Raw genomic sequence first — 13,402 nt, forward strand, 5'->3', positions numbered from 1 at the left:
CGTGGATTGAGACTCGCTCGGTGGCTCGTGATGATGCCGTTCCCATCGGCATCACCCACCCCCACCTGAGCCGTCCCCATCGTCACCGAGCCCGATTACACGGTGGTTACCACGACTTCACAACGGACGACTGTCCCAACCGGCATCACCCGTATCTCTCAAGTTCAAGGAGCGGCTGCCGACCTATCTGATGCGTCAACATCGCCATGGACGGCGACGAGTCAGGCCACGGAGTGGGCAACCCCCCAGTAGTGCCCCATACGTCGTCTAGTCCATAGAGGTCACGTGAACCCCAAGCGGCTGAGTCAGCTCGCGGTGCCCATCGGTGTCGTGGCGATCATCCTGATGATGGTCGTCCCGGTTCCGGCCGGCATCCTCGACTTCCTGATCGCCCTGAACATCACCTCGGCCCTGCTGATCGTGCTGGTCAGCATGTACGTGCAGCGCCCGCTGGACTTCTCCTCCTTCCCGTCCCTGCTGTTGGTCTGCACCCTGTTCCGGCTCGCGCTCAACATCTCTGCCACCCGCAACGTCCTGAGCCACGGGTACGCGGGCAAGGTCATCGAAGCCTTCGGGCACATCGTGATCAGCGGATCACTGGTCATCGGCCTCGTGATCTTCGCGATCCTGCTGGTCATCCAGTTCGTCGTGATCACCAACGGCGCCGGTCGTGTCGCCGAAGTCGGGGCCCGCTTCACCCTCGACGCCATGCCCGGAAAGCAGATGGCGATCGACGCCGACCTCAACGCCGGCCTCATCGACGAGACCGAGGCCCGTCGGCGCCGCTCGGAGGTCACCTCCGAGGCCGACTTCTACGGCTCGATGGACGGCGCTTCGAAGTTCGTCAAGGGCGACGCGATCGCGGCGATCATCATCACGATCATCAACCTGGTCGGCGGCATCGTCATCGGGATCGTGCAGAACCACCTGTCGGTGACCGACGCAATCAGCAAGTACAGCCTGCTCTCGGTCGGTGACGGGCTCGTCAGCCAGATCCCCGCCCTGTTGCTGTCCGTCTCCACCGGTCTCATCGTGACCCGCGCGTCGGACTCCGACGACATGGGCACCGTCGTGGCCGCCCAGCTCGGCAGCCAGAAGAAGGCGCTGCAGATCGCCGGCGGCGCCGCCCTGGCCCTGTGTGCGGTGCCCGGCCTGCCCAAGCTTCCGTTCCTGCTCGTCGGCGGTGGCCTGCTCGTCATAGCTCAACGTCTGCACCCCAAGCAGGGAAAGGACGGTGTGCCGGCCCTGGCCGCCAGCACGGCTCCGGCCGGACCGTCGCCGGACAGCGCCGAGGCGATCATGTCCGAGCTTGCCGTCGATCCGCTCGAACTGTCCCTGTCGGCCGACATGGTCTCCCTGGTGGACGGCCCGGGCGCCGACCTGCTCGACCGGGTGCGCTCGCTACGCCGCAAGCTCGCCCTCGAACTGGGGGTCGTCATGCCTCCGGTCCGAACCCGCGACAACCTGGACCTGCCGATGGCCACCTACGCGATCCTGGTGAACGGGGTCGAGGTCGCCCGCGGGCAGGCGCCGACGGGGACCGTGCTGGCGATCGGGGACGGTCTGGACAACCTGCCCGGTATCGACGGTCAGGAGCCCGTCTTCGGTCTGCGCGGCAAGTGGATCGGCACGGAGCTGCGTGCTCAGGCCGAGCTGCTCGGCGCCACGGTGGTCGACCGATCCTCGGTGATCATCACGCACCTGTCCGAGACGGTGCGCACCCACGCCAGCCGGCTCCTGGGGCGGGAAGAGGTTTCCGCGCTCACTCAGGCCCTCAAGCGCAGCCACCCGGTCGTGGTCGAGGACCTCACGCCGGCGCTGCTCACCCTCGGCGAGGTGCAGCGCGTGCTGCACGCCTTGCTGGAGGAGGGCGTCTCCATTCGCGACCTGGTCCGGATCTTCGAAGCGCTCTCGGTGGCGGCCAAGTCGAGCACCGAGCCGAACCGCCTGGTCGAGGCAGCCCGCCTCGCGCTGGCTCCGTCCATCACCGCCTCGCATCTCTACGACGGGCGACTGCAGGTCCTGACGCTGGAACCACGGCTGCAGCAGAGCCTGCTCGAGTCGGCTCGTCCGATGGAGGGCGGCGTGCAGCTGCTTCCCGGACCGGAACTGGTCGAGTCGCTGCTCAACTCCGTCGTCGCTCAGCAGCAGTCGGCCTCGGAGCGCGGTCTGCGCCCGATCCTGGCCTGCTCGCCGCAGATCCGCCTGCCACTGCGCCGTCTGCTCTCCAGCACTGTGCCGGACCTGGCCGTGCTGTCGTACAACGAAATCTCGTCCAACGCCACAATCGTCGACACGGTAGGGGTGATCAGCGATGTCCGAACCGTTGCTGTCTGAAGGAACCGATCTGGCTCAGATCATTGCTGACATCCGTGCCGAGCACGGGGATGCGGCGACGATCATCTACCACGACTGCGTTCGTCGCGGCGGCGTCGGCGGATTCTTCGCTCGCGAGGTGCACCGGGTCGCCTATCGGATCGCCGCCGACGGAGCGTTCGCGTCGGACTCGGCGACCACCGAGTCCGGCTCGACCGACTTCGCGCCGTCGGAGAACTGGACGACCGACTTCTCCTTGCCCCACTCCCCCGACATGACCGAGGAAACCGCAGCCGTGGATTCGTTCGAAGCTCTGCTTGCCGCCGCCGACGCCGCCGAGAACCAGGTCTCCTCTGGCGGCCACGCGTTCACCGAGAGCAGCCGCGACGAGTTCGCCGCGCTGTTGCGCAGTGCGCTGGCCAACCCGACCTCCCCCGGCGACGCTGCTGACGACGCTGTTGCCCACACCGTCCACGATGGTCAGGACGCTTCCGACTTCGAGCCGGTCACGATCATCAGCGGACGCCAGGTGGCGCCGTTCATTCCGCCGGCCATCGACCGCAACACGGCGTCGCTCGTCACGACGACACATCCGGTCGCGCCGGCAGCACAGCCGGTCGCGTCGGCAGCGGCCATCGCCGCCGCGTCCTCCGGCCGTCACCGCGCTGCCCACCAGGCCGAGAACGAGAACGTGCAGGACACCGAAACCGGCCAGCCGCAGGCGGAGCACACCGCGACCCCGCGCGTGCGTCTCGCCTCGGTCCCGGCACCGCTGGCCAGCGTCACCGAACTGGTCTCCGAGACGGACAAGGGTCGTCGTCAGGTCCTCGCCCAGCTCGCCGAGCTCGGCGTCCCCGCCGATATCGCGGACGAGGTCCCGGGTAACCACATCTACGAAGCCGTCCAGAACCTGCTCGGCCTCATCCCCGCCGCGCCGAGCCTGCCCCGCAGGGCCGGAGACGTGATCGCGATCGTGGGCGAGCTGACGCCTGCCCTGCGCACCGCGGCCGCAGTCGCGGCGCAGCTGCGCATCCCCGAAAGCTCGATCCTGATCGGCGGCCTTGCGGGCCACCCGGCAGCGGCGCTGTTCGAGGCGACCGAGGAGTCCCGGGCTCGCCTGATCAGCGGTGTGGGTCAGGCACGGGTACTGCGTTCAGAACTCCGCACCCGCGACGTCGCGTCCGTGGTCGTGGTGGCCACCGACACTGTCGAGCTCGAACCGGACGACCCGTGGGCAGCCGAGATGCTCGAAGCACTCCAGCCGACCACCTCGTGGCTCGTGCTCGACAGCAACGCCAAGGTCGGCGACGCCCAGGCCGAGCTGCTGCGCCTCGGCGGAATCGACAGCGTCGCGCTGTACTCCGCGCGGGCCAGCAAGAGCCCGGCCAGCGCCTTTGCCCTGGGGTTGCCCGTCACGATGATCGACGGTCGCACCGCCAATGCCGGCGCGTGGGCGAGCATGATGTTCGCGGCGTTGCCGCAGCTGAGCGCGGGCTCGGACACGGGCCAGTCGGCGGTATCCGACTCGGCCACGCCGGGAGCGAGTTCGTCCCCGGCACCATCGGCTGGGCGACGCGCCGCCGCGCACGGCTCGCACTGACCACGCTGACCTGATCAAGAAGGAGGCTTCGCCGTGTTCCGTCCGTCTGTTCTCGTGCTCGCCGCGCTGCTGACCTCGCCGGCGATCTATTCCGCCTTCGTCACCGGCAGCATGTCGGTCTCCACCGCGCTCGTCAGATTTCTCATCGCACTGCCCGTCTCGGCGATCATGGTCGTCGGATTCAACGGCATGACCTCGGCCTACCAGCAGCAGGCCAAGCGGGCGCGGCTGCAGAAAGCCATCGACGGTCGCGCCAACGCGGATTCCTCGACCCGCGCCTGATGCCCTGAACGATTCAAGACTGATTCCTGCGTGCCGATGGGGTGGGTGAACACCGCCACGACATCGACGGAGGAAACCGGTGCGCGACACAGAGGCCGAAGCGCCCAAGGACGGGGCGACGTCGACACAACGCGGCGCTTCCGTGCCCTGGACCGTTCTCGGCACGCTCCTGATCGTGGGGCTCGAACTCGCGCTGCTCACCGCCGTCTACTTCCGTGGCGCTCCAACGCGAACCGAGCGGCTCGCTGTCGCCGCCGTCGCCGGTACGGCGCGAGCCGCCGCTCCCGGCAACAGCAGCGCTGCGGCCGCTCAGTACACCCTTGCTCACCTGTCGGACCTGTCGGCCGCCGGCGTTCCTTCGGGCACAGTGACGACGCTGCGTCGCGAGGCAGAGGCGCTCGCCGCCGATCCGGGTTCGCCCACCGCGCTGGCCGGGTTGCGCGACACGGTCGCCGCCCGCGAAAACCTGCTGCGCGCTCGGCAACACCGCCAGGACAGCGAGGCCGTGTTCGTCTATCTCGCCCTGCTCGTCGGGGCCTCGCTGGGCTGGATGGTCTGGTTTCGCAAGCTCGTCTCGCGCCACCGCGCCCTCCAGCGGCAGGTGACCGAACAACAGGCCCAGGCCATCGGCGAACAGCGACTGGCCGCCCTCGTTCGCAACGCCGCCGATGTGATGGCCGTCTGCGACGCCGATTCCACGATCACCTTTCTGACGCCGTCCGTGCGGGCCGTGCTGGGACACGAGGCCGAGCAGCTCGTCGGCCGGCCGTACACCGCGCTCGTCCACCCGGCCGACCTTCCCTTGTTCACCCATCATCTGAGCACGCAACGGGTCGGTGAGGACCAGCCGTTGCGGCTCCGGATGCACCACGCCGACGGCCGGGAACTGATCGTCGAGGGCAGCTTGTCCAACCTGCTCGCCGACGCGTCGGTGTCGGGCATCGTGATCACCATTCGCGATGTCACCGCGCGTGTGCAGCTGGAGGAACGCCTTACCCATCAAGCTTTCCACGACCCGCTGACCGGCCTGGCCAACCGCCAGCTGTTCGGCGACCGCCTCGACCACGCCCTCACTCCGGGCGTCACGGTGGCGGCGAGCCACGTCGTGTTGTTCTGCGATCTCGACGACTTCAAACTCGTCAACGACAGCCTCGGACACGGCTCCGGCGACGAGGTTCTGGCCGTGATCGCCGAACGAATGCGTGCCACCGTCGGCGCTCGGGACACCGTCGCTCGTCTGGGCGGCGACGAGTTCGCGGTGCTCATGGAGGGTGCCACCCTCATCGAGGCACAGCTGATGGCCGAGCGTCTGCTGGGCTCGTTCAGCGAACCGATCGTGCTCGAGGGGCGCCCGCTGACGGTGCGGGCCAGCATCGGCCTGGCGCCGGCGGTGCCCGGTGAGCTGACAGGCGAGGAGGTGCTGCGCAACGCCGATGTTGCGATGTATCTGGCCAAGGACCGCGGCAAGTCCGCCACCGCGGTGTACGAGCCCAGGTTGCACGAGGAGTCGCTGCGTCGCCTGCAGTTGCGTGCGGATCTGCAGAAGGCGGTTCGCCGGGACGAGTTGGTGCTGCACTTCCAGCCGACCGTGGATCTGAACACCCGCCAGGTCGTCGGCTTCGAAGCTCTCGTGCGCTGGCAGCATCCCGAGCAGGGGCTGCTCGGGCCGGTGCTGTTCATCCCGATCGCCGAGGAGTCCGGTCTCATCGTGCCGCTGGGCAGCTGGGTGCTGCGCAACGCGTGCGTCGCCGCCGCGAGTATGCAGAGCGACGCCCACACGCCGACGATGTCGGTGAACGTCTCGTCCCAGCAGCTCGATCAGTCTGGTTTCGTCGAGGAGGTGACGCGGGTCTTGGCCGAAACCGGCCTGCCCCCGCACCGCCTGTGCCTGGAGATCACCGAGTCGGTGGTGCTCAACGATCTGGACCGCGTTCGCGCCGTGCTGTCGCAGTTGCGCGCGCTCGGGATCCGCATCGCAATCGACGACTTCGGCACCGGATACAGCTCGCTGGCGTACCTTTCGAACCTGCCGGTGGACGTGCTCAAGGTCGACAAGTCGTTCGTGGACCGCATCGTGTCCGACGAGCAGAGTGGCTCGCTCACCCGCGCGATCATCGCGATGAGCGGCGCGATGAAGCTGGCCACGGTCGCCGAGGGTGTCGAGCACGACGACCAGGCGAGCTGGCTGGAGTTGGCCGCGTGCTCGTACGGGCAGGGCTACCTGTGGTCCAAGCCGGTGCCCTACGAACGAGCCACCGAATTGCTGGCCGAGCTGTCGGTATCGCGAATTCGCCCCGGACGTAGCGACGTCGCGGGACGCATCAACTCCGGGGGCGCTCAAGACATGCAAGCGGCGGGCTGATCTTCTCGAACGCAACCTGCAGTCGGCGGTCGGCGGTCGGCGGTCGGCGGTCGGCGGTCGGCGGTCGGCGGCTACAGCGCCATGAACAGTAGTCCGGGGGGACATCCGAGGGCCCTCTCGATCGCGGCTGCCGTGGCCGCTGAGCAACTCACCCGTCGGCCGGTGATCAAGTGGTTCACGGTGGCATGGCCGAGCCCGGCCTGCGCGGCGAAGGCACGCTCGGACATGCCGAGCAGCCGTATGTAGTCGGCGAGTACGTCGCGGCTGCGCAGTCGCATCAGCCACGCCCAAGGTTCATGATCGTCACGTTCATCACGCGATGAAGGCTAGCTGAAACGCAGATCATCTGTTCAGACAATCGACAATCTGTGGATAACCGACCGCGCACCGCTCCGGTCACGCGCCACGCCACCGGCAGCTCGCCCGACCACCACCGCTGCGATCGATCGATGACTGCGCATTGTCTGCATGGCCGGATTGCAGAAATCCGCCCGTTTGCCGGGTGGAACGAGGTCGGTGGCCGCTAATGTCTACACGGTGACTGCCCTATCGGACCTGCTGAAGTCCTCCAACACCGGCGGCGTGAGCGCGCGCTCGGTGTCCCGGAAAGCCCAGTCGCTCGGGTTCACCCTCAACCACGACACGGCGGCTCGCTACCTGCGCGGTGATCATGGACGTCCCGATGAGCCGACGCTGCAGGCGTTCTCCGCCGCGTTGGAGATCCCGCTGACGAGATTGCGTGAAGCCGCCGGGCTACCTTCGGAGCAGACCGCGCCCTACGTGCCGCCGACCGAAGCCAGCCGGCTGAACCGGCGCCAGCGCAAGGCCGTCGACGAGATCATCCGGGCGATGCTCGAGCCGGCCGAATCCGCGGGAGTCCGCACGAGCACTGGCGCTGACGGCACCGCGAGCCCGCTCGGCACGGTCAGCCAGTTCCCGTCGGCAGCCTCGAGTACCGCGGAAAGGCGCGCGGCCGCCCGTCGTGGAAAGGGCGAAAAGCCCACTCGCTGACGCTTGTCCACAGCCCCGATCCGGATCGTCAGACCCCCCAGGCACCATCTCGCGCATGACGAACGCGCCCACCTATGACCCCTGGCAGGATCTGGCCCGCAACTGGCCCGGCGTTGAGGCCCTGATCGAACCGCTGGAGGACGATCTCCTCGGTGAGATCAGGGAATTCCGCGACGGCCGCTTGCAGATCACGCTCCGCGCGAACACCACTTCTGGGCAACGGCGTTGCACCCTGGCCCACGAGATCGTGCACCTCGAACGCGGCCTGGACGACTGCGGCCCGTGGCAGTCCAGGGAGGAGTCGGCCGTCCACGAAGAGGTGGCGAGGCGCCTCATCGGGCTGAATGCCCTCATCGATGCCGCCCGTTACACCGGCGACGATCACGCCGCCCTGGCCGCCGCCCTCGACGTCGATCAGGAGACCCTGCAGCTCCGACTCGGGCTCTTGACGTCCGCCGAACGCCGCCGACTACGCCGCCTTACAGCACACGCCGGCGGCCATTCGTCCGAGACGTAAAGGCACGACACGTGCGCCGCCGGTCCGCTGCTTTGGGCTCGCCGCCCGCCGGCTCGCCATCCGTTCCTTCCGCCGACGTTATCCACAGATTTCAGGCTTCGGCCTCGAACTCCTCCGAAGTCGGGCTATTGTGGCTTCGTCCGATGTCATATCAGAAAGTAGACAGGTTTGTTCCACCAGCTGCCACGTCGGCCTGCTGCTGCTGCAGCAGCAGCTCGTCGTCGTCGAAGCCGCGGCGGAACTGACGATGTCGCCTGCCTCGACCGATTGTCCCCGGTGCTAAGGCCGGGAACCCGGTTAATCGAGCTGGCCGGCGCTCTTCATGTCTATGACGGGCGCCGGCTGGTCTCGCTGGCCACCGGGCAAACATTGCGGACGGCAATCTCAGAAGTGTTGACTCAGGGTGCCGAACCTGGGGCTGACCCCTCGGTTCAACTCAGTGTTCAAGCCAGAACCGCCTCCACGACCAACGGGCTGAGCCAGAGCGACGAGATTCAGGACACCGTCGAACTAATCTGCTCTGTCGACGGGCGAACCCCCCGAGGTGTAGTGCGAGAACGATTGGAAAACGATCTTGTCAACGGTGTGTGCTGGACCGGAGCCACACTGATATCGCGCTCTCTCGTGCCCTCCACAATGGCGCACCTGCTCTACAACTACGTCGCTTACACCGTTGGACCAGTCTCAGCGCCTTCGCCTCCGACTCCTCGTGCTCGCTTGGTACACCGATGAACGGCCCGGATCTTCCGCTGCAGCTATCGGACGTGTGCAAGACCATCGCCGGACGAGCGGTTCTGGCCGGAGTGGATCTCGCATGCGCCCCCGGATCCGTCACCGCCCTCCTAGGCCCCAACGGAGCAGGCAAGACCACCATGGTGAACATCGCGGCAGGTCTTCGCCGGCCCGACTCCGGCACCGCCCGACTCTTTGGTCTCCCACCGGCTGGCGCCGCGGCACGAACGCGATTCAGCCTCGTCCCTCAGGACATCAGCTTTCCTGGGCCGGTGACGGTGCGCCAGTGTGTCGATCTGGTCGAGGGCCAGCGGCCGCCCAGCGACCTCGTTCCCGACCGCATCGAACTGTGCGACGAACTCGGTCTGTCGAGCGTGCTGAACCGATCCGTTGGCGCGCTGAGCGGCGGGCAACGGCGGCGCCTGGCGGTAGTCCTCGGCCTGGTTCGCGCGCCGGGCCTACTCCTCCTGGACGAAGCTACGAGCAACCTGGACGAGGCCGGCCGAGCCATCGTGTGGCGGCTGGTGTCGGACTACAGTCGCCGCGGCGGGGCCGTCCTGGTTACCACGCACATCCTGTCCGACCTCGAGTCCGTCGCGGACCGGGTCATCGGGATGTCCTCGGGACGGGTGGTCCGCGAGGGCAGTCTGGCCGAGATCCGGGATTCCCTCGGCGGACGCACTGTCGAGGTTCGGGTGCCTGCTGTTAAGGCGGTCGCGATCACCTCGGCGGCGGCTCGATCGGGCGTCGGCTTGTCCGTCAGTACCGACACCAGCTATCCGTCGCACACCACGTTGCGCTGGCGCACCGCGGATCCACTGCGGCTGCTCGCCCACATCGCGTCGAGCGACCCCACCATCACCGACGTCAACGTAGTTGCGACCCCACTGTCTGAGCTGCTGTCGGAGCTGGAGAAGTGAGCGTGAACCGCATCTGGCTGAATGCCCATGTCCAAGCGGCCGAACTCATTCGCTACCCGTCATTCACGGTGCCCTCCGCGGGATTGCCGGTCATCTCCTACCTGATCTTTGGGCTGCCGCAGGTGCATCGGGACGTCCACGCGGCCAACGGGATCCTGCTCGCCTTCGCAGCCTTCGCCGTGTTGGGAATCGCGATGTTCCAGTTCGGCGTGGGAATTGCGGCCGACCGGGCATCGGCCTGGGAGCGCTACCTCCGGACACTTCACGCAGGGCCGGGCGAGCGCTTTGCTGCCCGCACGCTTGTGGCGTTGGCGTTCTCCGTACTCTGCCTGACCCCGCTCGTGCTGCTGGCATGGCTGGTGAGCCCGGTGAATATGACTATCGCCGAACAGGCCCGCGGCCTGCTGGCCATTCTGCTCGGCAGCGTCCCGCTGGCGCTGTTCGGAATCATGCTCGGATACCTGCTCAGCGAGCGCGCCGCGCTGCCGGTGACCAACCTGGTCTTCCTGCCGTTGTCGTACGCCGGCGGCCTTTTCGGCGTGACCGGCAGCCAGCTCCCCAGCCTCGCGCGGCGCATCTCACCGTGGCTACCAACGCGGCAATGGAGTGACATCGTGACCGGGTTCGGCCTGTCTGGGCAGCTTCCCGTCAGACAGGTCATCGCCCTCACGGCGTACGGCGCGGGCTTCGCCGCGGTTTCGATCTGGGCGTACCGGCGCGACGAAACCCGTCAATACCGATGACTCCGCGGGCCAAGCCACGGGCGATCTGGGGACATCAGCCAGGCAGCTCCACATCACCGCGGCAACCGGGGGGACGCCCGAACTAGTCGGCCACTGCGGAAACGCGCACCCCGCGCGACTCCAGCTCGGCCCGGCCGCCATCCTCGGCAGTCAGCACCCAGACGCCGTCCGGCAGCAGCGCGATCGTGTGCTCCCAATGCGCGGCCCACGAGCCGTCCACCGTGACAACGGTCCAGTCGTCGTCCAGTTCGCGAGTCGACGCCGAGCCGAGCGTGATCATCGGCTCCACCGCCAGGCACATGCCGGGAACCAGATCGGGACCGCGTCCCGGCTTGCCATAGTTGAGCAGGTGCGGCTCCATGTGCATCGAGGTGCCGATGCCGTGTCCGCCGTAGTTCTCCACGATGCCGTAGGAGCCGGAGTGGCGGACGGAGGACTCCACCGCCGCCGAGATGTCGCTCAGCCGACGTCCCACGGCGGCGGCCGCAATACCGTCCCACAACGCCTTCCGGCAGGCCTCCGACAGCTCCGCAACCTTCGGATCGACGCTCGTTCCGACACCGACCGACACCGCGGCGTCGCCGTGCCAGCCGGCCAGGATGGCACCGTAATCGATCGAGATCAGGTCTCCCTCATTGAGCACGTCCGCCGCGCTCGGGATGCCGTGCACGACCGCTGCGTTGCGGGAGGAACAGATGACGGCCGGAAACGGCGGATATGCGTAGCCCAAGAAGGACGACACCGCACCGTGGCGGTCGATGACCTCACGCCCGACTCGATCCAAGTCGGCCGTACTGGCTCCCGGAACCGCCGCGGCGGCCATGGCGGCAAGTCCCTCCGCAACGACCAAACCGGCAGCCCGCATGAGCCGGATCTCGTTGATCGATTTGATCTCGATGCTGGGCTGGCGGCGGCGCATGAACATTCTCAGACGCGGGTCAGGACGCTGCTTCGGCGGCAGCCGCGGTCAGGACCCGGATCGCGCGCTCGGTGACGTCCTCGACGGTGCCGATCGCGTCGACGACGACGAGCTGAGATCGGTTGGTGTAGAACTCGATGAGCGGCGAGGTCTGCTCGGCGTAGACGTCCAGCCGGTGGCGTACGGTCTCGGCCTGGTCATCGTCGCGCTGGTACAGCTCGCCACCGCACTTGTCGCACACCCCGTCAGCCTGGGTGGAGTCGTACTCGACGTGCCAGATGTGGCCGCACTTGCGGCACGTGCGCCGACCCGACAGCCGCCGGACAACCTCTTCGTTGTCGACCTGCAGCTCCAGGACCACGTCCAGCGACGTGCCGAGGTCCCCGAGGATCGAGTCGAGTTCGTAGGCCTGAGCGACGTTTCGGGGAAATCCGTCGAGCAGGAAACCTGCGGCCGCGTCCGGCTCGCCGAGGCGATCGCGGACCATCGCGATGGTCACCTTGTCTGGGACCAGGTCCCCGGCATCCATGTACTGCTTGGCGAGCTTGCCCAGCTCGGTCCCGCCGGAGACGTTCGCACGAAAGATGTCGCCGGTGGAGATCTTCGGGATCGTGAACCGGTCCGCGATGAATTCAGCCTGCGTACCCTTGCCCGCTCCGGGCGGGCCGACGAGAACAAGACGCATTAACGCAGGAACCCTTCGTAGTTGCGCTGCATGAGCTGACTCTCGATCTGCTTGACGGTGTCAAGCCCGACGCCAACCATGATCAGCACGGCCGTCCCCCCGAAGGGGAAGTTCTGGTTGTTCCCTCCGGTCATCGAGAAGAAGAAGTTCGGCAGTACCGCCACAATGCCCAGGTACAACGCTCCTGGCAACGTGATCCGTGACAACACGTACTGCAGGTACTCGGCGGTCGGGCGTCCGGGGCGGATGCCCGGGATGAACCCGCCGTACTTCTTCATGTCGTCGGCGCGTTCTTCGGGGTTGAAGGTGATGCCCACGTAGAAGTAGGTGAAGAAGATGATCAGCAGGAAGTACACGCTGATGTGCACCCAGTCCTGCTGGTTGATCAAGTGGTTGTTCACCCACAGCGCGAGCCCGGACGTGGAGTTCGAGTTGAACTGCAGGAGGAGCTGCGGGATGTAGAGCAGGGACGAGGCGAAGATGACCGGGATGACACCGGCCATGTTTACCTTGAGCGGCAGGTAGGTCGACGTCCCGCCGTACATTCGGCGCCCGATCTGGCGCTTGGTGTACTGCACGGGAATTCGTCGCTGAGCCTGCTCGACGAACACCACGGCAGCGATGATCGCCAGCCCCAGCAGGATGATCAGGGTGAAGACGAAGCCGCCCGAGTTCTTGAGGATCGTGTTGCCCTCGTTCGGGATACGGGCGGCGATCGAGGTGAACATCAGGATCGACATGCCGTTTCCGACACCACGGTCGGTCACCAGCTCGCCGAGCCACATGACCACGGCCGTTCCGGCGGTCATCGTGATGACCATGACGGCCAGGGCGAAGATGTCGTTGTTCTTGTACAGGGGGTTGCAGTTGGTCGTGCCCTGGAACAACTGCCCGTTTCGAGCCAGCGCCACGAAGCCGGCTGACTGCAGGATCGCCAGCCCGATCGTCAGGTACCGGCTGTACTGGGTCAGCTTGTTCTGACCGGACTGCCCTTCCTTCTTCAGCGTCTCGAACCGCGGGATCACCACGACCAGAAGCTGGATGATGATGCTCGCGGTGATGTAGGGCATGATGCCCAGCGCGAAGACGGACAGCTTGAGCAGCGCCCCGCCGGAGAAGAGGTTGATCAGCGCGTAGGTCGTCTGACTGCTGCCGTTGGCGGCCTGGCTGATGCAGTCCCGGATGGCGGCCGAGTTGGTGTTCGGCGTGGGTACCGAAGCACCGAGGCGGTACAGCACGACCATGGCCAGCGTGAAGAGCAACTTCTTCCGCAGGTCGGGCGTCCGGAAAGCAGACGCGAATGCGGTGAGCACAA

Annotated in this window: 12 protein-coding genes; 8 read left to right on the forward strand and 4 right to left on the reverse strand. The window is 66.9% G+C overall.

The window, feature by feature from the left end:
• Window positions 1-285: 285 nt before the first annotated feature.
• The 4 genes from flhA to M6D93_RS16990 all read left to right on the forward strand — a co-directional run bounded on the left by flhA (window position 286) and on the right by M6D93_RS16990 (window position 6,560).
• Complete coding sequence (gene flhA / locus M6D93_RS16975; RefSeq protein WP_249771030.1) at window positions 286-2,337, forward strand: flagellar biosynthesis protein FlhA; 2,052 nt, start codon at window positions 286-288, stop codon at window positions 2,335-2,337.
• On the forward strand, window positions 2,315-3,916 hold the full coding sequence (locus M6D93_RS16980; RefSeq protein ID WP_249771032.1) for a hypothetical protein: 1,602 nt from the start codon (window positions 2,315-2,317) through the stop codon (window positions 3,914-3,916). Before flhA ends, M6D93_RS16980 begins: the two co-directional genes overlap by 23 nt.
• Before the next feature lie 33 nt (window positions 3,917-3,949).
• Complete coding sequence (locus M6D93_RS16985) at window positions 3,950-4,198, forward strand: hypothetical protein (protein ID WP_249771034.1); 249 nt, start codon at window positions 3,950-3,952, stop codon at window positions 4,196-4,198.
• Between the two features lie 79 nt (window positions 4,199-4,277).
• Window positions 4,278-6,560 (forward strand): putative bifunctional diguanylate cyclase/phosphodiesterase, encoded by a 2,283-nt coding sequence (locus M6D93_RS16990; protein ID WP_249771036.1) that lies wholly within the window; start codon window positions 4,278-4,280, stop codon window positions 6,558-6,560.
• 71 nt (window positions 6,561-6,631) lie between these two features.
• Here M6D93_RS16990 and M6D93_RS16995 read toward each other — a convergent pair whose 3' ends face one another.
• Entirely contained in the window at window positions 6,632-6,838 is a 207-nt protein-coding gene (locus M6D93_RS16995; RefSeq protein ID WP_249771038.1) for a helix-turn-helix domain-containing protein, read from the reverse strand.
• A gap of 259 nt (window positions 6,839-7,097) precedes the next feature.
• On the opposite strand from M6D93_RS16995, the gene M6D93_RS17000 reads away from it, so the two are divergent.
• The 4 genes from M6D93_RS17000 to M6D93_RS17015 all read left to right on the forward strand — a co-directional run bounded on the left by M6D93_RS17000 (window position 7,098) and on the right by M6D93_RS17015 (window position 10,483).
• On the forward strand, window positions 7,098-7,571 hold the full coding sequence (locus tag M6D93_RS17000; protein WP_249771040.1) for a hypothetical protein: 474 nt from the start codon (window positions 7,098-7,100) through the stop codon (window positions 7,569-7,571).
• 55 nt (window positions 7,572-7,626) lie between these two features.
• The gene (locus M6D93_RS17005; RefSeq protein WP_249771042.1) at window positions 7,627-8,088 is read left to right on the forward strand and encodes an ImmA/IrrE family metallo-endopeptidase; all 462 of its coding nucleotides are present in this window, start codon (window positions 7,627-7,629) and stop codon (window positions 8,086-8,088) included.
• A gap of 728 nt (window positions 8,089-8,816) precedes the next feature.
• Window positions 8,817-9,740, forward strand: coding sequence for an ABC transporter ATP-binding protein (locus M6D93_RS17010; RefSeq protein ID WP_249771044.1), 924 nt, complete (start codon window positions 8,817-8,819; stop codon window positions 9,738-9,740).
• A 2-nt stretch (window positions 9,741-9,742) separates the two neighbouring features.
• Window positions 9,743-10,483 (forward strand): ABC transporter permease, encoded by a 741-nt coding sequence (locus M6D93_RS17015; protein WP_249771046.1) that lies wholly within the window; start codon window positions 9,743-9,745, stop codon window positions 10,481-10,483.
• A gap of 82 nt (window positions 10,484-10,565) precedes the next feature.
• Here the strand turns inward: M6D93_RS17015 and map are convergent, their stop codons facing one another.
• From map to secY, 3 genes are read right to left on the reverse strand one after another with little or no spacing between them, the layout of a single operon-like run.
• Window positions 10,566-11,402, reverse strand: a complete 837-nt coding sequence (map, locus tag M6D93_RS17020; protein WP_249771048.1) for a type I methionyl aminopeptidase — start codon at window positions 11,400-11,402, stop codon at window positions 10,566-10,568.
• A 19-nt stretch (window positions 11,403-11,421) separates the two neighbouring features.
• Window positions 11,422-12,087 (reverse strand): adenylate kinase, encoded by a 666-nt coding sequence (locus M6D93_RS17025; RefSeq protein ID WP_249771050.1) that lies wholly within the window; start codon window positions 12,085-12,087, stop codon window positions 11,422-11,424.
• Window positions 12,087-13,400 carry a preprotein translocase subunit SecY gene (gene secY, locus M6D93_RS17030; protein ID WP_249771052.1) on the reverse strand — a complete coding sequence of 438 codons (1,314 nt, stop codon included), beginning with the start codon at window positions 13,398-13,400 and terminating at the stop codon, window positions 12,087-12,089. Before secY ends, M6D93_RS17025 begins: the two co-directional genes overlap by 1 nt.
• Window positions 13,401-13,402 lie beyond the last annotated feature (2 nt).

This window comes from Jatrophihabitans telluris, from assembly GCF_023516435.1.
Classification (GTDB): Bacteria; Actinomycetota; Actinomycetes; order Mycobacteriales; family Jatrophihabitantaceae; genus Jatrophihabitans_A; species Jatrophihabitans_A telluris.